This window comes from Corynebacterium sp. UMB0012 (assembly GCF_030216265.1).
Taxonomy (GTDB): Bacteria; Actinomycetota; Actinomycetes; order Mycobacteriales; family Mycobacteriaceae; genus Corynebacterium.
Genome location: NZ_JASOKQ010000003.1, coordinates 119,301 through 139,676 on the forward strand (window position 1 = coordinate 119,301; position 20,376 = coordinate 139,676).

Here is a 20,376-nt window from a genome sequence, read left to right on the forward strand (position 1 = left end):
TAGATTAGGGCCGTGGAATACATCAAGGTCACCGGCGCGCGCGAAAACAACCTGCGCGATATCGCCCTGTCCATCCCCTAGCGCCAGCTCACCGTCCTCACCGGTGTATCCGGCTCCGGCAAGTCCTCCCTGGTCTTCGACACCATCGCGGCCGAGTCCCAGCGGCTTATCAACGAGACCTACCCCGGCTTCGTGCAGGGGTTTATGCCGTCGTTGGCCCGGCCGGACGTCGATAAGCTAGAGCATCTTACGGCCGCCATCGTGGTGGGCCAGGAGCCCATGGCCGCCTCCTCTCGCTCCACCTTTGGCACCGCCACCGATATCACTGCCATGCTGCGCGTGCTGTACTCGCGCATGGCCACCCCGCGCGCCGGCGGCCCGGCGGCCTACTCCTTTAACGTCCCCTCCGCCTCCGGCCAGGGCGCCATCGAGGTTAACGGCACCAAGGAGGTGCGCCGTTTCGAGCGCACCGGCGGCATGTGCCCCGAATGCGAGGGCACCGGCCGCGGCGAAAATCTGCGATACCTTGTGCACCGTCGGCCTGGGGTATGTCGCCCTAGGCCAGCCGCTATCTACTTTGTCCTGCGGCGAGCGTCAGCGCCTCAAACTTGCGGCGCACCTGAGCGATAAGAAATCTACCGCTGATGTGCTGGTCCTCGATGAGCCCACCACCGGCCTGCACCCAGCGGATACCGCGCGGATTCTGGCGCTGCTGGATGAGCTGGTGGACTCCGGACATACCGTCGTCTGCATCGACCACAATCTGGCCGTTCTCGCGCATGCGGATCACGCCATCGACTTGGGGCCCGGTGCCGGTTCGGCCGGCGGCCAGCTTGTCTTTAGCGGCACCCCGGCCGATTTAGCCGAGCAGCAAGACTCAGTGACGGGGCGCTTTCTTGCCGACGCCCTCGTCTCCTCCTAACCTTCTGCCTTAAGCGTTGACCGGCGCTGCGGCGCGGCGACGTTGGCGCAGTGCAACGACGCGCTCGGATTCGCTCATTCCGCCCCAGACGCCGTAAGGCTCGGCGGATTGCAGGGCATGCTCGCGGCACAGATCAATGACCGGGCAAGAATTGCAGATGGCCTTGGCACGGTTCTCGCGCTGGGCGCGGGCGCGGCCGCGCTCGCCATCTGGGTGATAAAACACGTCCGAGTTTTCTCCGCGGCAGGCGCCTTGTAGCTGCCAATCCCACAGGTCAGCGGTGGGACCGGGAAGCAAATGAGGCTGAGACACGTTACTTAGCTCCTTTGTAAGGGCGAGAATTCTAGTGTGGCTTCCGCAGCGTTACGGGAAGCAACCTCACGTAGTGTTTCGTGCGTGGGTAAACGGTGGGTTACCGATTTTTGACTTTTAGGTATTCTTCCCATGCTCACCCCGCCTGCACCACGGTCTACCAGCGGAAACGGCAAAGGTTAACGGTTTATGAATTTTCTGCCGCTCGGGTTGTGCAGGCGCTGGGGTCGCGCGTCGCCTTTGCATAAACTTCCCGTGTGCCAATATGGTTAGTTACCGGTTTAAAACATGTCAGAGGGTGCATACGTGAGTGATAAGGAACAGGAGCTAGCGGATCTCGTCCCGCATGCCGTCGACGGCAGCCGTCGAGCGCTGCAAAAAGTCCTGCGGATCATTCACCCGCAGGTGCTGCGCTACTGCCGCGCCCGCATCGGTGGCGGTCGCCAACCTACCGCGGAGGATGTAGCCCAAGAGATCTGTCTTGCAGTTGCCACCTCTATTGGCTCCTACGAGGACAAAGGCCGCCCGTTTATGGCCTATGTCTACGGCATCGCGTTCAATAAGGTCACCGATGCCCACCGCGCCATGGGGCGCGATAAGTCCACCCCTACCGAAGAAATTCCGGAAGACTCCGCGCGTGACGCAACCCCTGAAGAGTGGGCATTGGAGGCCGACGGTAGTAACAGAATGCGCGCCTTGCTCGATACGTTAAGTGACAAGGCGAAAAACATCGTTATTCTGCGCGTGTTCAACGGTTTGTCGGCAGAAGAGACCGCGGAAATTGTGGGTTCCACCCCAGGTGCGGTTCGTGTCGCGCAACACCGAGCACTCGCTCAATTGCGAAAGGCTCTCCAAGCCGCCCAGGAAACTGCGCGCTAAGGGCCTAGAGGCCGACTCTTACAGCAGATATCTCTTAATAGAAAGGAAGGGGGAGAGACACCATCATGGCACCGAAGCACCACGGCGATAATGCCGGCCTAGCAGACCAGCTCCAGCCCTTGGTAGATGATGATGCATTCCTCACCGAGCTTTCGAAGGAAACTAACCCTTCCGACGGCCAGGATGACCTGGCAGAGCTGCTGCTGGAGTTAAAGGGGGACGTCGACAAGCAGATGCCTCCAGCCCCGCTGGTAGAAGGCGCCGATGCTGAGCCTGAGGTCATCGACCTAGGCCAGGCCCGCAAGCGCCACCGTGGCGGCCCGTTCGTACATGGGCTTATCGGTGCGGCGGCCGCAACTCTAGTCATCGCTGGAGCCGGTGGAGCCATGCTGCACGCCGGAACCTTTGATAAGGGCGATAAGACCCGCAATGTAGAGCTGGCTGGCACGCTGGAAGAGATGGAATCTCGCGCGGCCGAAGGCGATATTGAAGGCGCTCGCGAATTGATGAAGGATGCCCGCGCCAAGCTGGATGAGGCCGAAGGCAAAGAAGAAAAGGCCATCGCCGCCAACCGCGAGGCGGATCGAAAGCGCTCTGCGCACCCGAAGCCCACCCCGCACACCGTGACGGAGACTGCCACCGAAACCGTGGCGGAAGAAGCTTCGCAACCGGAACAGCAACCGGAGCAGGTCACCGTGACCGAAACTCAGTACGCCACCGAAACCGTGGTGGTCACGGAACAAGGGCAGCCAAACCCGCAGCCCAATCCCAACGTTGAGGATGAGCCGACGACCACCATCGAGTTGGGCCAGCAGCAGTAGAAACTAGCGGCCCTCTAGGCCGTCCAAGTAGCCCAAGGCGTAGTCCCAAGGCACGTAGCGGGAGGGATCTGGCTCGGCGCCCGGCTCATGCACGGGCGCTAGCTCCCCTTCGAGCGTAGCGCGCATATTAGCGGCCATAATATCCCACTCATAGAAGTGGTTCTCCTGGCAATCCTCGCACAGGAAGAAGATGCCATCGATGCCGCGTGGGCCGAGGATGGAGGCGAATTTCTGCACCAGCGCGAGGTCGTGGATGATGGCGATCCGGTCGTCGTCGGTAAGCGGCATGACCTGCTCGTCCTCCTCCAAGAAGGAGGCGGGGTCATTCGGGTCGTCGGCGAAAGGATCGCGGGGCATATTGGCGAAGAAGTTCACGCCTGCGAGCCTATTGAACTTGCTCGCCCGAGGCAATTTACCCCCTGCCCAAATGGTGTCTTCGGCCGGCAACGCACTACAGTTAGGTTAGCCGCTAAACCTGTTAAGGAGAGACCTCGATGAGCGAGAACCGTATTCATACTGGTGGAGATGACCCGAACAAGGTAGCCCTGCGCGGCCTGACCTTTGATGATGTGCTCCTTTTGCCCGCCGAATCCAATATCGTGCCCTCCGAGGTCGATACTGGCGCGCAATTTACCCGCAATATCCGCCTCGGCGTTCCGCTTGCCTCGGCCGCCATGGATACCGTGACCGAGGCCCGCATGGCCATTGCCATGGCCCGCCAGGGTGGTATCGGCGTGCTGCACCGCAACCTGTCCACCGAGGACCAGGCCGAGCAGGTAGAGATTGTGAAGCGCTCCGAGTCCGGCATGGTCACCGACCCCATCACCGCCCGCCCGGATATGACCATCGGGGAAGTAGACGCGTTGTGCGCCCGCTTCCGCATCTCCGGCCTGCCGGTGGTAGACGAGGATGGCACCCTGGTGGGCATTTGCACCAACCGCGATATGCGCTTCGAACCTGACTTTGACCGCAAGGTCAGCGAGGTCATGACGGCCATGCCTCTCGTCGTTGCGCGCGAGGGCGTGTCTAAGAAGGAAGCCCTCGAACTGCTTTCGGCCAATAAGGTGGAAAAGCTGCCCATCGTCGATGCGGATAATAAGCTCACCGGCCTGATTACCGTCAAGGACTTTGTCAAGACCGAGCAGTATCCCAACGCGTCCAAGGACTCGGCCGGCCGCCTGTTGGTTGCGGCCGGCATCGGTACCGGGGAAGAGTCCTACCAGCGCGCCGCCGCGCTTGTCGACGCCGGCGTGGACGCCCTCGTCGTCGACTCCGCCCACGCCCACAACAACCGCGTGCTGGAAATGGTCTCCCGCGTGCAAAAGGATTTCGGTTCCAAGGTCGATGTCATCGGCGGTAACCTCGCCACCCGCGAGGCCGCACAGGCAATGATCGATGCCGGTGCCGACGCCATCAAGGTCGGCATCGGCCCGGGCTCCATTTGCACCACCCGCGTCGTCGCCGGCGTGGGCGCGCCGCAGATTACCGCCCTGATGGAGGCCGCCGCAGTAGCTGGACCGGCCGGTGTGCCGGTTATCGGCGATGGTGGTATGCAGTACTCTGGCGACGTCGCCAAGGCCCTGGCGGCCGGCGCCGATACCGTCATGCTGGGCTCCATGTTTGCCGGTACCACCGAAGCCCCCGGCGACATCGTGGTCTACCAGGGCAAGCAGTACAAGCGCTACCGTGGCATGGGCTCCATGGGCGCCATGCAGGGTCGCGGACTTTCCGGCGAGAAGCGCTCCTATTCCAAGGACCGCTACTTCCAGGCCGACGTCCGCAGCGAGGACAAGCTGGTTCCGGAAGGCGTCGAGGGTCGCGTGCCCTTCCGCGGCGATATCGATGCCATCGTGCACCAGATTATCGGCGGTCTGCGCGCCTCGATGGGCTATACCGGCTCCGCCACCCTGGCCGAGCTGAAGACCAAGCGCTTCGTTCAAATCACCGCCGCGGGCCTAAAGGAATCCCACCCGCACCACCTGCAGCAAATCGCAGAAGCACCAAACTACCGCTAGGAATATCATGCGTGAATACGCCGAAATCGGCATCGGCCGCGAGGCCCGCCGTACCTTCGATCTAGAGCAACTATCCATCGTGCCGCAGCGCCGCACTCGTTCCTCCAAGGACGTGGACACCACCTGGCACATCGACGCCTATACCTTCGACATCCCCTTCGTGTCCCACCCCACTGATGCGCTCGCCACCCCCGAGTTCATCATCGAGATGGGCAAGCAAGGCGGCCTGGGCGTCATTAATGCCGAGGGCCTGTGGGGCCGTCACAAGGACCTCGAGGGCGCCCTAGCCCGCATTTACTCGCAGCCGGGCGATAACTCCATCATCCAGGAGTTGCACGCCTCCCCGCTTGACGACGCCCTCCTTACCGAGCGCATCTCCCAAGTCCGCGACTCCGGAGTTACCGTTGCTGTGCGCGTTTCTCCGCAAAATGCTCGCGAGATGGCCCCGAAGGTCATCGCGGCCGGTGCCGAGTTGCTGTTTATCCAGGGCACCCTGGTCTCGGCCGAGCACGTGGCTACCGGTGGTGAGCCGCTGAACCTCAAGGAGTTCATTGGCTCCCTTGACGTTCCCGTCATTGCCGGCGGAGTCACCGACTACACCACCGCGCTACACCTGATGCGCACCGGCGCGGCCGGCGTCATCGTAGGCGCGGGTGTGACCACCAACGCCGAGACCGTGGGCATCGACTCGGCCATGGGCACCGCGATTGCCGACGCCGCCGCAGCCCGCCGCGACTACCTCGACGAGACCGGCGGCCGCTATGTCCACATCATCGCCGATACCGAGTTTGAAAACTCCGGCAATATTGCCAAGGCTTTTGCCTGCGGCGCTGACGGTGTTGCTCTCGGCCCACTGCTTGCCCAGGCCCGCGAGGCCGGCGGCAAGGGCTGGTACTGGCCCGCCACGGCCGGCCACCCGCGTTTCCCACGCGGCTTCGTCCAGTTCTCCGGGGCCGATACCGACTTGGACGTCGATTTCCTCACCACCGGTACCCCGGCCGAAGCCGCCGAAGAGTCGGCCGCCCCGTCGCTGGAAACCGTGCTGCACGGTCCCTCCAGCGAGCCCTTCGGCCGTACCAACCTGGTCGGCGCGCTGCGCCGTTCCATGGCCAAGTGTGGCTACACCGACCTGAAGTCCTTCCAGAAGGTCGAACTCGCCGTTCGCTACTAATCCGCGCGAGAGTCCCCGACGCGGCTGTGCCTTCTTGGCGCAGCCGCGTTTCTTTGCCCTATTGCTTCCTTCGCCGCTGAACAGATGCCAGGTGGCGAGGTAGGAGAGTGGTTAGGAAACCAATTGCCAGCCGCCTTCGCGCCTCCACGTGGTCTTGCCCGTCATCGGCCGCCATTGCCCTGCGTTGTGGACTGGGCACACGCGTACTCCCGAGGGATTGAGCTCTACAACCTTTTCTTCGCCGCTCGCGCGTAGAACCACCGAATTTTGCGCTACTTCTGGATGCCCCACGCGCTCTGCCTGCTGCGTGCCGCACAATGGAACCCACTCATCCCACTCGCTTCCAAAGACTTCCGCGGCCGGAAGCGTCACCTGTTGCGGGCCTTGTTCATCCAGCGCAGACGCCACCTCGGCCGTAGTTGGGGTGGCGTCACAACCGCACAACAACAGCCCCGCGGCGAGCACAATAGTCAAGCGCTTCATAAGCTATCAGTTTAGTGGGTTAGACTATGGGGCGTGACTAAGCCAAATACTACCCCGCGCCCCGTCCTCGTTGTGGACTTTGGCGCTCAGTACGCGCAGCTTATTGCCCGTCGCGTGCGCGAGGCCAAGATTTACTCCGAGGTTGTCCCCAACTCCGCTTCTGTAGAGGAAATTAAAGCAAAGGATCCAGCCGCTCTCATTTTGTCGGGTGGACCTTCTTCCGTATATGCCGATGGCGCCCCGGCCCTCAAGCCGGAGCTACTTGAGCTCGGCATTCCGGTTTTCGGCATTTGCTACGGCTTCCAGGCCATGAACCATGCGCTTGGTGGCACTGTCTCTTCCACCGGCGAGCGTGAGTACGGCCGTACCGATATGAATGTTAAGGGCGGTGTACTTCACGAAGGCCTGGAGGCTACCCACAAAGTGTGGATGTCCCACGGCGATGCCGTATCTGCCGCTCCCGAAGGCTTTGAGGTTACTGCTACTTCGGCCGGTGCTCCCGTTGCCGCTATGGAGTGCCCAGCCAAGCAGATGGCCGGCGTGCAGTACCACCCTGAGGTGCTCCACTCGCCGCACGGCCAAGAGGTGCTTACCCGTTTCCTTACCGAGATCGCTGGCCTAGAGCAGAATTGGACGGCCGATAATATCGCCGAGCAGCTCATCGCGGATGTCCGCGCGCAGGTGGGCGAGGAAGGCCGCGCTATTTGTGGTCTGTCCGGCGGTGTAGATTCCGCTGTGGCGGCCGCACTGGTGCAGCGTGCCATTGGTGATCGCCTCACCTGTGTCTTTGTTGACCACGGCTTGCTGCGTGCCGGCGAGCGCGAGCAGGTAGAAAAGGACTTCGTTGCCTCCACCGGCGCGAAGCTGGTGACTGCGGATGAGCGCGCCGCCTTCCTGGAAAAGCTGGCAGGCGTTAGCGACCCAGAAGCCAAGCGCAAGGCCATCGGCGCGGAGTTTATCCGTTCCTTTGAGCGCGCGGTTGCAGGCGTGCTTGACGACGCCCCCGCAGGCTCCACCATCGACTACCTCGTCCAAGGCACTCTGTACCCGGACGTTGTCGAGTCTGGCGGCGGCGATGGCACGGCGAATATTAAGTCTCACCACAATGTCGGCGGTCTGCCAGATGACGTGGAGTTCAAGCTGGTCGAGCCGCTGCGCCTGCTGTTTAAAGACGAGGTTCGCGCCGTCGGCCGCGAGCTGGGCTTGCCAGAAGAGATCGTTAGCCGCCAGCCATTCCCTGGCCCGGGCTTGGGTATCCGCATCATCGGTGAGGTAACCGAGGAGCGCTTGGAGACGCTACGCGAGGCAGACCTTATTGCTCGCACCGAGCTGACCAATGCCGGCCTGGATGACCAAATTTGGCAGTGCCCGGTAGTGCTGCTGGCTGATGTCCGCTCCGTTGGCGTGCAGGGCGACGGCCGCACCTATGGCCACCCGATTGTGCTGCGCCCAGTGTCCTCGGAGGACGCCATGACCGCGGACTGGACCCGCCTGCCGTACGAGGTGCTGGAGAAGATCTCCACCCGCATCACCAACGAGGTGAAGGACGTCAACCGCGTGGTCTTGGACTGCACCTCCAAGCCACCAGGAACCATCGAGTGGGAGTAAAACGGCATGCGTAGAAGGCGCTCAGTCTAGTGCTGAGCGCCTTTTCGCTCGTTTTGGCGCCGGCACTTACTCGCGCGGGGTAAACGGTGGCCGCCACACAATGCGCCCGCCCACCCGCTCGAGGCGGCCGCGCCGAGGTGGGGCGTTGGGGTCATCGTCGTTGACACCATTATGGTAAGCGCAGCACATGACCAGGTTTTTCATATTCGTTTCCCCGCCATTGCTCCACGCCTTGAGGTGGTGGACTTGGGAGAGGTCGGCCGGCTGGTTACAGCCCGGCCAGGCGCAGCGTGGATTTTCTGCAGCGGCCATAATGCGCTGCTTGTCATTGGCCACGCGCGCCGTGCGGTAGAGATTAACCGGACCTTCCTCGGGGTGCACGAGCGTGACGTAGCCGGTTTCTTTGTCGCCAGCAAAGCCGACGTCGTTGAGCACGCGGCGCAGATATTCGGTGCCGGTGATGGTGGCACCGTTGGTCAGATCGAGCTCGATATCATCGCCGCGGCCGTCGCGGATGCGGATGAATTTGTCTAACGGCACGATGGCATTGGTCACCACTTCTGCCCGCGCGGCCGCAGCTTGGTCAAAGAAGATCTTTTCTACCGCCTCGAGCGATTGCTTTCCGGTCGCGGCCAGGGCGGCGTTGAGATCCGCGATGAAACTAGAGGTTCCGGTGATAGCAAGCGTCCAGTAATCATTGGGGCGTCGGTAAGTGCGCACGCCTGGGGTTACGGTGTCGTCTTTCATCTCCCGCAGGCGCCGGCGGGCGTGTTTAAGGATGTGGCTCATCGAGCCGGTCATCGCGCAGCATTCTGCGCGCAGCTGCCAGGCCTGCTTCTTGCTGGGCGCGCGGTTAACAATGCGTTCTAGGGCAGCAAGGGTGGCGATGGAGTGGGTGTTGCGGCGGGCGTCGGCAATAGCGCGGTGCTGCAGGCGCGTAAATTTGGTGCGGCCGAAGTAGCTTTCGCACAAAAGCAGCAGATCGGCGGCGATGGCATCGGGCGCGCCGCGGTCCATGAGCTCGGACCCGGACATGCCTTGGCACCCGGCGATGATGTCCATGCCAGGGCCCAAGGCGGTGAGGTAGGTCTCGAGTGCGTTCATGCCTGCAACGCTACGGCGCGCACCTACACCGGCGCACGGCCGGCGCAACCGCTACGGTCAATTCTGTGGATAACCCGCCCTGCATACCCGCCGTGGGCCGAAAAAGCTGTGGATAACCCCGAAAAGTGTCGTTTAGATTAGGCAAACGCGAGCCGGCGCGTGCCATCCACATGGGGGAAGACGAAAAAGCTCAGCCCAAAGACCATTAGCCACACCAGCCCGACGCCCCACGCGGGCAGGGACACGATGGGCGCGAGCATCACCATAAGCCACAGAATCATCAGTGGCACGAGCTGTGCGATGGTAGGAACTAGAGCGACATTGCGCTTGTCGGCATAAGCGCGCATCGCACGGCGGTAGGGGTGGGCAAAGACGAGGACGAAGGCCGCCACGAGGCATACGAGCGCCCCAACCAGTGCGGCAAAGATATGCGCGCGGCTTGCCAAGAGTGCCACGGCCGCACCGATGAGGATGGACGAGCCCAAGCGCACCCATGGCGGAGTGGGGATGGGGGTGGTGTGCTCGCGCATGGCGCCGTAGGCAGCGTTGAAGTTCATGCCGCTAAGGCTACCATTCGAACATACACTTGCATGTGTCCGGGTGAGGGTTCATACTATTCGGGTGAGTCAAACGAGCGTTCGCCTAGAGAAAGCGGTGGCCGGGCTAAGTAGGTCGGACCGCGTGGCGATGCTGCGTACCCGCATGCGCGCTATGGAGCGCGGCCCGGAAGAAGAGCTGGTAGATACGCTCCCTGGCCTGGCGCGCTTGCTTCCCGCAGGTGGGCTGGCGCGCCGGCAGGTGGTGCACTGTGTGAACTGCCCGGCGCTGGTGGTGGAGCTTATCTGTCATCTCACCGCCCGCGGCGGGTATGTGGGAGTGGTGGGGTGGCCGGATTTGCTACTCGCACAAGTGGCCGAGGAGGGTGCTATCGAACGCGTGGTAACCGTGCCGGATCCGGGCTTGGAATCCTGGATGGTGGCGGGAGTATTGGCGGAAGGGCTAGACCTTGTTGTCCACCATGGGCCGCCCGGCGAGGTGAGCCCTACCAAGGCGCGGCCGGTGCTGGCGAAGGTGCGCGGCGGGCGCGCGGCCGTGCTTACGGTGGGCACGCGCCTGCCCGGCACGGCGGTGGGGATAGGGGCGCGGGTGAGTGCCTATCGGGGCGTCGGCAAGGGCAGCGGGCGTATTCGCGGAGTGGACATGGACGTGGAGGTGACCTCGAAGCAGGGTGCCTCGCACGGGGTGCTCACGGTGGGTGAGCGTCGCCGGTTGGAGGTCGTATGAGGGTAGCGGCCGTGTGGTTTCCGGATTGGCCCATCCAGGCCGCCGGCGGGCAGGGCCCTATGGTTATTGCGCGCAATCACGCGGTGGCGGTGTGCGATAGGAAGGCGCGCCGGGCGGGTGTGCGGCGGGGGATGCGCCTGCGTCAGGCCCAAGCGCTGTGCCCCGAGGCCGCAGTGGTGGAGGCCAATCCGGACCGGGATGGCGCGGCGTTTGCGGAGGTTGCAGCCGGCTTAGATGCGGTGGCGTCCTCGGTGGAGGTGCTGCGCCCGGGCCTGGCGATTGTGGATGCGGGTGCGGCGCTGCGCTACCACGGGGAGAAAGCACTAGAGATGCTTGTCGACGCCTCTTCGTACGCCGGCTTCGACTCCACCCTCGGCGTCGCCGATGAGATTGCCACGGCCGTCATCGCGGCCCGGCACCGCGGCGTGGGAGCAGTGGTACCGGAGGGTGGCTCGCGAGAGTTTTTGGCCACCCAGCCCATAGGCGTGCTGGCGGCCGATGAGGCCTTGGGCTTTGAGGCTGGGTTTATCGCACAGCTGGATAAGCTGGGTGTGCGACGCCTGGGCGACTTAGCCGCGCTGTCGTTTAAGCAGGTAGCTACCCGGTTTGGTGAGCCGGGCCGGCGTGCCCACGAACTGGCCCAGGCCCGTGCGGATAGGCGCGTGGCCCCAGAGTTGGCGCGCCCGGATCTGGCGGTGGAAATGGAAGAGCGCATCGAGCGCGTGGACGCGGCGGCCTTCGCGGCCCGCCAACTCGCGGCCCAGCTGCATGCCCGCTTGGAAGCGGCCGGCAAGGTGTGCCTGCGGCTGCGCGTGGTGGCGGAGTTTGGCACCGGTGAGGAGCTGGCGCGGGTGTGGCGCACGCAGGAAGCGCTGACGGAGCAGGCTACCGCGGACCGCGTGCGCTGGCAGCTCGATGGCTGGCTCACGCGCGCTACTGGTGAGGGCGCAGCCATTCGCCGCCTGGCGCTGGAGCCGGTGGAGGTTGCCGCCCCGTCCACTACCGGTCTCTGGGGCGGGGAAGGCTCGCAGGAGCAGGTCAAGCGCGTGATCGCCCGCGTGCAATCGCAGCTGGGGGTGGATCGTGTGCTGCAGCCGCGGGCGGTGGGCGGCCGTGGGGTGGCCGAGCGCATCGAGTACGTGCCCTATGGCGAGCAGCGTGACGCACCGCCGCAGGGCGAGTGGCCCGGCCGCATTCCCGCGCCCCTGCCTGCACGGCTGGGCGGTGGTCCGAATCATCCGGCCGCGCGCATTCGGCTTATCGACGCCGCCGAGCGCCCCGTCTTTGTTACTGCCGAAGCCCTCCTCTCCAGTGTGCCGGTGGCCTTGGGCTGGGGTGCGAACCGCTTCCGCGTGCTGGGCTGGGCCGGACCCTGGCCGGTGGATACGCAGTGGTGGACCGATACTCCACAGCACGTAGCGCGCCTGCAGGTGGTGGGCCAAGCCGAGCACGAAGAGCATCAACGGGCCTGGCTCTTGGTATGGTCCGGCGGCCGTTGGCGGGTTGAGGCGACCTATTAATCGCGAATATCGACTACGAGACGGGTGGGGTTATCGAGCACCTGCACGGAATAAGGCTTGCGAGAGGTCATGCCGATGACAAATTGGCAGCGGCCCTCGTAGGTGCCGCCATTGACCACTTGGGTGACAATTCCTTCCGTAGGGGCATCCACCACGCCGATGCGGGGATCGTCCTTGCCGGCCTCGAAGGGATAGACCACGCCGTCGATATTGACATTGAGTGCGGTCTTACCGGAGTGGTCAATGGCCTTGCCGGAACCCTGCTGTGTGGGCGTGTCGGCGTAATCCACGAACCAGCCGGGAGCGCCGCCGCCATCAAGCTCGAAGACGACGCGCTCAAACCCCTCGTGCCGGCCGATGCGCACGTCGGTCACCGTGAGTTCGGAGGGCGCCTGCGGCCGGAGGGTTTTCATCTCCATATTGGCCTGGCCTAGCGGATTGATCTGGGAGTTATCCGCAGACGCGGCCATGGTGGTGCGGTCCGTCTCGTGGGCAGCGCAGCCGCTGAGGAAAGCTGCGACGAGAAGCGTTGCGGCGAGACGGACTTTCAACATGTCCCCTAGGTTATATTTTCGGCCGTGAACTGTATAGCTGAGGGGGTACTTCGTGGCCGAATTGTTGCCAAGGGGTTGCCAAGGGGGTGAGCTGAAAAGCAGAAAGGTTAGGCTTAGGTATATGACCGAGTTCTGTTCAGATATCCAGGTAGAGCCGCTGCCAGGCACGGCGAAGAAGGAATCCGTCTATGTGCTTTTCGAGTGGCCGGGCGGATGGTCGCGAGACGTGCTCGACGGCGATACCTTTGGGCCGGAGCTCACAGCGCAGCTCAAGGCCAAGCTGAAGGGTATGGCAGGGCTGCAGCTTATTCGCCGGCCGGGCCGCGATGGCCGCCAAGTAGGCAAGATGCACCGTTGTTACCTGGTGTGGGCCGAGCAGGGCGTGATGGAACTCGTGCTGCTGACGGGCCCGGAGAAGATCCTCGATCTGGACCTGACCGGGCCTGGCCGCAATGGGGGTGGCGCTTTGGATACGCCGCTGGTGCTGGTGTGCACGCATGCGAAGCGCGATACGTGCTGTGCGGTCAAGGGCCGGCCGCTGGCCGCAGAGCTGGTGGCGGATTATCCGGATATGGTGTGGGAGACCTCGCACACGAAGGGGCACCGATTCGCGCCGTCGGTCATGCTCATGCCATGGTCCTATTCCTTTGGACGCATGAATAAAGAAGCCGCCGCGCAGATGATTGCGGCGGCGGCGAAGGGGAAGTATTTCTACCCAGTAAATCGCGGGCGCGGTATTTTCGGCCCGCGCGGCCAGGTGGCGGAGTTGGCGGTGGCCCGCTCGCTTATCGACGCCGGCGAGGACCTCTCCTATGGCCAGCTCACCGCCACCGACGGCGGCGAGGTCAGCCACGCTGACGGCCGGCGCTGGCGTGTGGCGCTCGAGGAGCGCGAGGTAGAAGGCGTGGTCTCCTCGTGCGGCGATGCGCCGAAGAAAGGCCAAGCCATCGTAGCGACCGGCGTGGAGCCGGTCGCGGAGTAGGCTGCGCGGGGCGGGGGCGGCGTCGGCAAGCGGGGGCTAGCGGCGCATGACCTTGGAAGAAAGCCAGTTGCCCAGGAACTGGGCGGCCTGCACCAGCACGATGATGATGAGCGTAGCCACGACGGTGACTTCCCACTCGAAGGCGCGGTAGCCGTAGACGATGGCGAAGTCGCCCAAGCCGCCGCCGCCGACGTAGCCGGCCATAGCGGACATATCCACGATGGCGATGAACAAGAAGGTGTAGCCCAGAATCAGCGGGCCGAGGGCCTCCGGAACGATGACGGAGGTAATGATCTTCCACGGCGAGGCGCCCATGGAGCGGGCGGCCTCGATAACACCGGGATCGATAGCCACGAGGTTTTGCTCCACCACGCGGGCCACGGAGAAGGTCGCGGCGATGACCATGACGAAGGTCGCTGGGCCGCGGCCGATGGAACCTCCCATTACGGCGACGGTCAGTGGCTGGGCAAAGGCCAGCAAAATGATGAAGGGGATGGGGCGGACGAAGTTCACCAGCAGGTTAACAATGACGTAGACAAACCGGTTTTGCAGGATGCCGCCCGCGCGGGTGGTGTAGAGCAGCATGCCTAGGCCAAGGCCGAGGATGCCGGAGACGATGAGGGTGGTCGAGACCATGATGAGGGTGTCGACGATGGCGTCGGCGAGCGAGGGGCCAAGGCGATCCCAGTTGGCTTGGGCGAGGTTGGTGACGGTCATCGTGCAATCTCCTCAATCTGGGTGGTGGTAGAAAGCGTGCGGTAGAACTCTTCGATGGCGTTATTATCGCCGCTGAGTCGCACGGTCAGTTTGCCAAAGGAATGCTGCTGCAACGTGGTGATACCGCCGTGCACGACGGCGATGGACACGCCGGCTTCCTTGAGCCGAGCGGCGGCGGTGAAGAAGCCAGATTCCTCGGTGAGGTTGATGGTAAACAGGCGGCCTTCGTGCGCGAGCAGGTCGTCGGTTTCGACGACGTCGGGTTCGTTGCGCAGCGAGGTGGCCACGAACTTGGCGGCCACGGAGGTCTGCGGGTTGGAGAAGACTTCGTAGACGCTGCCTTGTTCTACTACGCGGCCGTTTTCCATCACGGCGACCTTATCGGCGATGGAGCGTACGACTTCCATCTCGTGGGTAATAACGACGATGGTGATGCCGAATTCCTTGTTCACCCGGCGCAGCAGGTCGAGGACTTCCTGCGTGGTGGTGGGGTCGAGGGCGGAAGTGGCTTCGTCGGCAAGCAGCAGCGAAGGGTTGGTGGCCAGCGCACGGGCAATGCCAACGCGCTGCTTCTGGCCGCCGGAGAGCTGCTCCGGGTAGCTCTTGCCCTTGTCTCCCAGGCCGACGAAGTCCAGCAGCTCTTGCACGCGCTGGGCGCGCTCCTGCTTGCTGACGCCCTGCAGCTGCAGCGGGTATTCAATATTGCCGGCCGCGGTGCGCGAGTTCATCAGGTTGAACTGCTGGAAGATCATGCCGATATTGCGACGAATGCCGCGCAGCTTCTTCTCGGACATGCCAACGATATTGGTCTCGTCGAGCAACAGCTCGCCGGCGGACGGGGTGTCCAGGCCGTTGATCATGCGCACGAGGGTGGACTTGCCGGCGCCGGAATAGCCAATGATGCCGACGATTTCGCCGGGCTCGATGGTCATGGAGACATTGTCGAGGGCCTTGACTCGTGCCTTTTTCTGTTTAAAGACTTTGGTGATCTCGCGGAACTCGATGCGGGTGCCGCGTTGAGTGGAATCTGCCACGTGTTTGCGTCCTTAGCTAGGAAAGTGCCAAACCCCGCCGGGGGCTCCGGCGGGGTAAAAGCAAGGGTGATTAGTCCAGATCTGCTTCGAGCTTATCCAGGATCTTCTGCAGATCCTCCTGGCTGCGCTCCACCTCGACGGAGGTGCCGGCAGAGTCTTCGTCGACGCCCTCCTGGACGGCGTCGCTGTGCCATAGCTCGGCGAGCTTCTTGATGTCCTCGTTATCGGCATCTTCCTCGCGAACGGCGAAGACGTTGATGTACGGCTCTGCCTCTTCAGAGCTCGGATCGTCCTGGAAGATGGCGGTGGCTGGGTCGATGCCGGCGCGCTCCAGGAAGGAGTTATTGATAATCGCCGGGGTGCCCTCGCCGTGTGCGGACGTGGTCTGTGCCGCGTCTACCGGGGTGACCTTGACCTTGGACTTCTTCTCATCGATGTCCAGCGGGGTGGGCTCCAGGTTGTCCTTGTCCTTCAGGGTGAGAAGGCCTGCCTGAACCAGCACGTTGATGGCGCGAGCCTGGTTGGTGGAGTCATTCGGGATGGCGACTTCTTCGCCCTCGATGCCGTCGAGGGAGTCGTGGTCCTTCCAGAACAGTGCCAGCGGCACGATCTCGGTAGCCACGATAGGCACCAGGTTGGTGCCGTTGCCGTGGTTATACTCCGCCAAGAACTTCAGGTGCTGGAAGTTATTGGTGTCCAGCTCACCCTGGTCCAGAGCCTGGTTCGGGGTGTTGTAATCCGCGAAAGGCTGGATATCGATGTCATAGCCTGCGTTCTTTGCTTCCTGCTCGAACGCTACCCAAGCCTTCTTTGCGTCATCGGTGGTGCCGACTTTGATGGTCTTGGAGTCATCGGAGTCGGAAGAGCATGCCACCAGGCTGGTGGCAGCGATGGTTACGGCGGCGGTAGAAGCCACTACGCGACGGATCTGCATGGGGAATCCCCTTCTTGTAGGAGTTGAAATAATTTGCTTGTTTAGCAACTTAGCAATCAGCGAACCGCTTTGTCTATTGCGGGCATCACGTCCCACCGGATTGGCTAGAACAATGATTCGATACTACGCTGTCTGGAGTGGAATTTAATGGCGGAAGGGCACTGTCGTGGTCGCGGGTGGAGCGTATCCTCTCCGGCCGTGAATCTGCTGCGCCCGTGCCGGTGGATCACCTTCACGGACCAACGGTTCCTGTCCAGCGCGGTCACTCCGCCGTGCCCTTTGCGGAGCTGCATGCGGTAAGTTCCTATAGTTTTCTTGATGGCGCCGCCGAGCCGGAGGAACTGGTGGCCCGGGCTGTGGAGTTGGGGCTTGAGGGGCTGGCCATCGTGGACCGCGATGGTTTTTATGGACTCATGAAATTCGCCGAAGCTGCTGCTAAAGCAGGCCTTCCGGCTGTATATGGTGCGGAGCTATCGCTCGCGGAGGGTTCGGTGACCGTGCTGGCGCGTACCCCGGAGGGCTATCGCCGCCTGTCGCGCCTCATCGCGCTCGCCCGGATGGAAGCCGGGGAGAAGGATCGCGTGGCTTATCCGCCCTTGGATGAGGTGGCGCGCGAACTGGAAGGGGAGTGCTTCTTTCTGGTGGGCCCGGAGGTGCTAGCAGAAATCGATAACTTGCTCGAAAGAATAAAAATAGACAGCATAGTTCTCGAATATTCGTGCAGCATGTCCCCCGAGGATGCGGATCAGCACCGTTTCCTCGATAAATACAATAACCTGCGGGCCATCGCAACCGCACGACCCGCGGCGGCGACCCGCGACCAAGCTCGGCTCGCCGCCGCCAAGCGTGCCTTGGCCCGGCGCGAATCCCTCGCGGCCGCCGCGCCGCACGCCCACCCCATGGGTGCAGGCTGGCTGCGATCCGGCGAGCAGATGGCGCAACTCTTGCCGGATCGGCCGGAGCTCATCGCCGCAACCGTGGCGCTCGCCCGCGAGTGCTCCTTTACCTGGGACGCTCTCGCGCCCAACCTGCCGCATTTTCCGGTGCCGGAGGGGTACACCGAAATGAGCTGGCTGGAGCACGAGGTCTGGCGCCGCGCCAAGGACCGCTATGCTTCGCGCCCGGCCGAGATTAGGCAGGCGGCAAGGAAACAGATTCGGCATGAGCTGGGCGTCATCAAGCAGCTGGGCTTCCCCGGCTACTTCCTGATCGTGTGCGACCTAGTGGATTTTTGCCGCCGCGAGAATATTCTGTGCCAAGGTCGCGGCTCGGCCGCCAACTCCGCGGTGTGCTTTGCGCTGGGCATTACCAATGCGGAGCCCATCTCTGCGCAGCTGCTTTTCGAGCGTTTTCTCTCCCCAGACCGTGATGGCCCGCCCGATATTGATATCGACATCGAGTCCGGCCGCCGCGAGGAAGTCATCCAGTATGTCTACCGCACCCACGGCCGCGATCGCGCCGCGCAGGTGGCCAATGTCATTACCTATCGCCGCAAGGGAGCGACCCGCGATGCCGCCCGCGCGTTGGGCTACCCGCAGGGCTCGGCCGATGCGTGGTCGAAAGGTGCCTCTGAGCCGCCTGCCGACGTCTCCTCTTTAGCCGAGCAATTCCTCGGCCAGCCCCGCCACCTGGGCATCCACTCCGGCGGCATGGTGCTGTGTGATCGGCCCATTGCGGACGTCGTTCCTATGGAATGGGCGCGCATGGACAATCGTTCCGTACTCCAGTGGGATAAGGACGATTGCGCGGCCGCCGGCCTGGTGAAATTCGATCTTTTGGGCCTGGGCATGCTGGAGGCGCTGCACCACATGATTGATGCCGTGCGCGCCACCACCGGCCGCGAGGTGCACCTGTGGGAGCTCGACCTTGCCGAGCCGGAAGTTTATGACATGCTCTGCCGCGCCGATGCGGTGGGCGTCTTCCAGGTGGAATCCCGTGCGCAGCTAGCCACGCTGCCGCGCCTGAAGCCGCGCCGCTTCTTTGACCTGGTGGTCGAGGTCGCGCTCATTCGCCCCGGCCCTATCCAAGGCGGGTCCGTGCACCCCTACCTGCGCCGCCGCGATGGCCTTGAGGAGGTGACCTATGACCATCCGGTGCTGGAAAAATCCCTGGGCAAGACGTTAGGCATCCCGCTCTTCCAGGAGCAGTTGATGCAGATCGCGGTCGACGCCGCCGGTTTTTCCGGCGCCGAGGCCGATGACCTGCGCCGCGCCATGGGCTCGAAGCGCTCCCCGGAAAAGATGGCCGCGCTGCGCAGCCACTTCTTTGCCGGCCTGCGCGAGACCAACGGTATTGAGGGTGAGGTAGCGGATAAGCTTTGGGCAAAAATCGTGGCCTTCGCCGCCTATGGCTTCCCGGAATCCCACTCGCAGTCCTTTGCCTCGCTGGTGTATTTTTCCGCGTGGTTTAAGTACCACTACCCGGCGGAATTCTGCGTGGGGTTGCTGCGCGCGCAGCCGATGGGGTTCTATTCCCCGCAGTCGCTCATCCAGGATGCTCGGCGCCACGGCGTGCGGGTGCTGCCGGTAAGCATTAATGACTCCGGCGCCCAGGCCCGCGCGACGGGCTTGGCCGAGATTCGCTTGGGTCTTAACCTCATCAAGGGGCTGGGGGAGTCCGCTGCCGAGCGCGTGGAGGCGGCTGCGCCTTTTGCTAGCGTGTCCGATCTTTCGCGCCGGGCGGATCTCAGCGTGGAGCAGGTGGAAGCGCTGGCTACGGCCGGGGCGCTGGAGTGTCTGGGGTTGGATCGTCGGCAAGCGCTGTGGCAGGCCGGCGTTGCCGCCACCGAGCGCGAAGGCATGCTGCCTGGCACTTCCGCGCTGGCTGCACCGCACCTGCCCGGTATGTCCGCCTTCGAGCTTATGGCTACCGACGTCGCTTCCACCGGCGTGACCCATAACCAGCAGCCGATGGAGCTGGTGCGTGCCTCGCTTGCCGACGTCCTCCCTGCCTCCCAGCTCCCCCATGTCCCCGATGGCACCCGCGTGCGCATTGCCGGCATTATTACCCACCGCCAGCGCCCGCGTACCGCATCTGGCCTGACCTTTTTGGGTGTGGAGGATGAAACCGGCCTGATGAACGTGATGGTCTCACCCGGATTGTGGTCGCGGCACAAAGTTCTGGCCCGCACCGCCCGGGCAATGATCATCCGCGGCATCGTACAAAATGCCACCGGCGCGGTCAGCGTGGTCGCAGATAAGCTCGAGCCGTTGGACTTTGGCGAATTCCTCTCCCGCGGCTCCCGTGACTTCCGCTAGTTGCCGCCGCTGCGCAGCTCGTCCGCGTTGAGCTTATTGGCCAATTCCTTGGCTACCGCAAACGGAATCCACAGCAGCTGGATATAGATGAGCTTGGCAAAGAAGATGGCGATATTGGCCCCCGAGGTCGCTTCCTCCACCGCAACCTGCTCCGCGCCGGAGAAGCGCAGACCAAATGCGGTGGCGCCGGCGACGAGGAAGAGCACTATGGCCGTGGCCAATGCGGTTTTCAGGCCTTTGTCGCGGGCGTCGGTATGCAGACGCAGCTCGTACTCATCCATCTCCGTAGTGGGAACGTCGAGGTGCCGAATGGACTGGCGCAGCCACGTGGTGCACGTGGTCGCCGCAATGCCGGCTATCGGCCACAGCAGATTAGACAAGCCAAGCGCGAAAAAGTGCAGGGCCGCCGCCACGATGGCCAGGCCGAGAAAAATATCGCCGGCTAGGATCAAGCGCTTGCGGCGGGAAACAGAGGCGGGAATTGTGGTAGCCATTAGGAATTCTTCCTATAGATTTCAGTGGACATAGGGGCAAATTCCTGGCGGGAAAAGATAGCCTCCACCGGAAGGTCAAAGACTTCGCAGACGCGAAAGGCTAGGTCCAGGCTGGGGGAGTGGTCCCCGCGCTCGAGGGCTCCGACGGTCTGGGGATTGACGTCGATGGCCTCAGCCAGCTGCGCGCGCGACATGTCCCGCTCGGCGCGCAGCACGCGTACCCGGTTATAAATGGGTGCGGAGGGCTTCTTCTTTGGGGACATGAGTCAAAGTATTGCATAAACC

The 20,376-nt window shown here is 63.2% G+C and carries 20 protein-coding genes and 1 pseudogene; 10 read left to right on the forward strand and 11 right to left on the reverse strand.

Features of this window, described 5'->3' with window-relative positions; all coding sequences use genetic code 11:
- Nucleotides 1-3: 3 nt before the first annotated feature.
- Nucleotides 4-904, forward strand: a pseudogene (locus tag QP324_RS02655) (AAA family ATPase); the annotation flags it as partial.
- Nucleotides 905-931: 27 nt separating this feature from the next.
- Here the strand turns inward: QP324_RS02655 and QP324_RS02660 are convergent.
- Complete coding sequence (locus tag QP324_RS02660; protein ID WP_005326832.1) at nt 932-1,234, reverse strand: WhiB family transcriptional regulator; 303 nt, start codon at nt 1,232-1,234, stop codon at nt 932-934.
- A gap of 306 nt (nt 1,235-1,540) precedes the next feature.
- On the opposite strand from QP324_RS02660, the gene QP324_RS02665 reads away from it, so the two are divergent.
- Together QP324_RS02665 and QP324_RS02670 are read left to right on the forward strand one after the other, a co-directional pair.
- Nucleotides 1,541-2,113, forward strand: coding sequence for a sigma-70 family RNA polymerase sigma factor (locus tag QP324_RS02665; RefSeq protein ID WP_239278076.1), 573 nt, complete (start codon nt 1,541-1,543; stop codon nt 2,111-2,113).
- 65 nt (nt 2,114-2,178) lie between these two features.
- On the forward strand, nt 2,179-2,934 hold the full coding sequence (locus tag QP324_RS02670; RefSeq protein ID WP_284814318.1) for a hypothetical protein: 756 nt from the start codon (nt 2,179-2,181) through the stop codon (nt 2,932-2,934).
- A 3-nt stretch (nt 2,935-2,937) separates the two neighbouring features.
- Here QP324_RS02670 and QP324_RS02675 read toward each other — a convergent pair whose 3' ends face one another.
- Complete coding sequence (locus QP324_RS02675; protein ID WP_005326826.1) at nt 2,938-3,309, reverse strand: DUF5319 domain-containing protein; 372 nt, start codon at nt 3,307-3,309, stop codon at nt 2,938-2,940.
- 119 nt (nt 3,310-3,428) lie between these two features.
- Between QP324_RS02675 and guaB the strand changes: the two genes are divergently transcribed.
- Both guaB and QP324_RS02685 read left to right on the forward strand, forming a co-directional pair.
- Nucleotides 3,429-4,949: an IMP dehydrogenase gene (guaB, locus tag QP324_RS02680; RefSeq protein WP_049378915.1), complete on the forward strand. Its 1,521-nt coding sequence runs from the start codon at nt 3,429-3,431 to the stop codon at nt 4,947-4,949.
- Nucleotides 4,950-4,956: 7 nt separating this feature from the next.
- Nucleotides 4,957-6,120, forward strand: coding sequence for a GuaB3 family IMP dehydrogenase-related protein (locus QP324_RS02685; protein WP_284814323.1), 1,164 nt, complete (start codon nt 4,957-4,959; stop codon nt 6,118-6,120).
- Between the two features lie 111 nt (nt 6,121-6,231).
- On the opposite strand, the gene QP324_RS02690 is transcribed toward QP324_RS02685, so the two are convergent.
- Nucleotides 6,232-6,603, reverse strand: coding sequence for a hypothetical protein (locus QP324_RS02690; RefSeq protein ID WP_239278072.1), 372 nt, complete (start codon nt 6,601-6,603; stop codon nt 6,232-6,234).
- 33 nt (nt 6,604-6,636) lie between these two features.
- Here QP324_RS02690 and guaA point away from each other — a divergent pair, with 33 nt between their 5' ends.
- A complete protein-coding gene (gene guaA / locus QP324_RS02695; RefSeq protein WP_239278071.1) occupies nt 6,637-8,211 on the forward strand; it encodes a glutamine-hydrolyzing GMP synthase in 1,575 nt (524 codons plus the stop codon).
- Nucleotides 8,212-8,277: 66 nt separating this feature from the next.
- Here guaA and QP324_RS02700 read toward each other — a convergent pair whose 3' ends face one another.
- Entirely contained in the window at nt 8,278-9,315 is a 1,038-nt protein-coding gene (locus QP324_RS02700; RefSeq protein WP_284814326.1) for an HNH endonuclease signature motif containing protein, read from the reverse strand.
- A 137-nt stretch (nt 9,316-9,452) separates the two neighbouring features.
- A complete protein-coding gene (locus QP324_RS02705) occupies nt 9,453-9,872 on the reverse strand; it encodes a hypothetical protein (protein WP_239278069.1) in 420 nt (139 codons plus the stop codon).
- Nucleotides 9,873-10,002: 130 nt separating this feature from the next.
- Between QP324_RS02705 and QP324_RS02710 the strand changes: the two genes are divergently transcribed.
- Both QP324_RS02710 and QP324_RS02715 read left to right on the forward strand, forming a co-directional pair.
- The gene (locus QP324_RS02710) at nt 10,003-10,599 is read left to right on the forward strand and encodes a hypothetical protein (RefSeq protein ID WP_239278172.1); all 597 of its coding nucleotides are present in this window, start codon (nt 10,003-10,005) and stop codon (nt 10,597-10,599) included.
- The gene (locus tag QP324_RS02715; protein ID WP_239278068.1) at nt 10,596-12,119 is read left to right on the forward strand and encodes a DNA polymerase Y family protein; all 1,524 of its coding nucleotides are present in this window, start codon (nt 10,596-10,598) and stop codon (nt 12,117-12,119) included. The genes QP324_RS02710 and QP324_RS02715 overlap by 4 nt, the downstream gene beginning before the upstream one ends.
- Here the strand turns inward: QP324_RS02715 and QP324_RS02720 are convergent.
- Nucleotides 12,116-12,673, reverse strand: coding sequence for a hypothetical protein (locus QP324_RS02720; RefSeq protein WP_239278067.1), 558 nt, complete (start codon nt 12,671-12,673; stop codon nt 12,116-12,118). The two genes, QP324_RS02715 and QP324_RS02720, sit on opposite strands and share 4 nt — an antisense overlap.
- Nucleotides 12,674-12,794: 121 nt before the next feature.
- Here QP324_RS02720 and QP324_RS02725 point away from each other — a divergent pair, with 121 nt between their 5' ends.
- On the forward strand, nt 12,795-13,655 hold the full coding sequence (locus tag QP324_RS02725) for a sucrase ferredoxin (protein WP_284814329.1): 861 nt from the start codon (nt 12,795-12,797) through the stop codon (nt 13,653-13,655).
- Between the two features lie 36 nt (nt 13,656-13,691).
- Here the strand turns inward: QP324_RS02725 and QP324_RS02730 are convergent, their stop codons facing one another.
- From QP324_RS02730 to QP324_RS02740, 3 genes are all read right to left on the reverse strand, one after another.
- Nucleotides 13,692-14,372, reverse strand: coding sequence for a methionine ABC transporter permease (locus tag QP324_RS02730; RefSeq protein ID WP_239278065.1), 681 nt, complete (start codon nt 14,370-14,372; stop codon nt 13,692-13,694).
- Complete coding sequence (locus QP324_RS02735; protein WP_238800145.1) at nt 14,369-15,406, reverse strand: methionine ABC transporter ATP-binding protein; 1,038 nt, start codon at nt 15,404-15,406, stop codon at nt 14,369-14,371. Before QP324_RS02735 ends, QP324_RS02730 begins: the two co-directional genes overlap by 4 nt.
- A 70-nt stretch (nt 15,407-15,476) precedes the next feature.
- Nucleotides 15,477-16,340: a MetQ/NlpA family ABC transporter substrate-binding protein gene (locus tag QP324_RS02740; protein ID WP_284814332.1), complete on the reverse strand. Its 864-nt coding sequence runs from the start codon at nt 16,338-16,340 to the stop codon at nt 15,477-15,479.
- 137 nt (nt 16,341-16,477) lie between these two features.
- Here QP324_RS02740 and QP324_RS02745 point away from each other — a divergent pair, with 137 nt between their 5' ends.
- The gene (locus QP324_RS02745; RefSeq protein ID WP_284814334.1) at nt 16,478-19,597 is read left to right on the forward strand and encodes an error-prone DNA polymerase; all 3,120 of its coding nucleotides are present in this window, start codon (nt 16,478-16,480) and stop codon (nt 19,595-19,597) included.
- On the opposite strand, the gene QP324_RS02750 is transcribed toward QP324_RS02745, so the two are convergent.
- Both QP324_RS02750 and QP324_RS02755 read right to left on the reverse strand, forming a co-directional pair.
- Nucleotides 19,594-20,091, reverse strand: coding sequence for a hypothetical protein (locus QP324_RS02750; protein ID WP_225745927.1), 498 nt, complete (start codon nt 20,089-20,091; stop codon nt 19,594-19,596). The genes QP324_RS02745 and QP324_RS02750 overlap by 4 nt on opposite strands.
- Complete coding sequence (locus QP324_RS02755; RefSeq protein ID WP_005322660.1) at nt 20,091-20,354, reverse strand: helix-turn-helix transcriptional regulator; 264 nt, start codon at nt 20,352-20,354, stop codon at nt 20,091-20,093. The genes QP324_RS02750 and QP324_RS02755 overlap by 1 nt, the downstream gene beginning before the upstream one ends.
- Between the last annotated feature and the right edge of the window lie 22 nt (nt 20,355-20,376).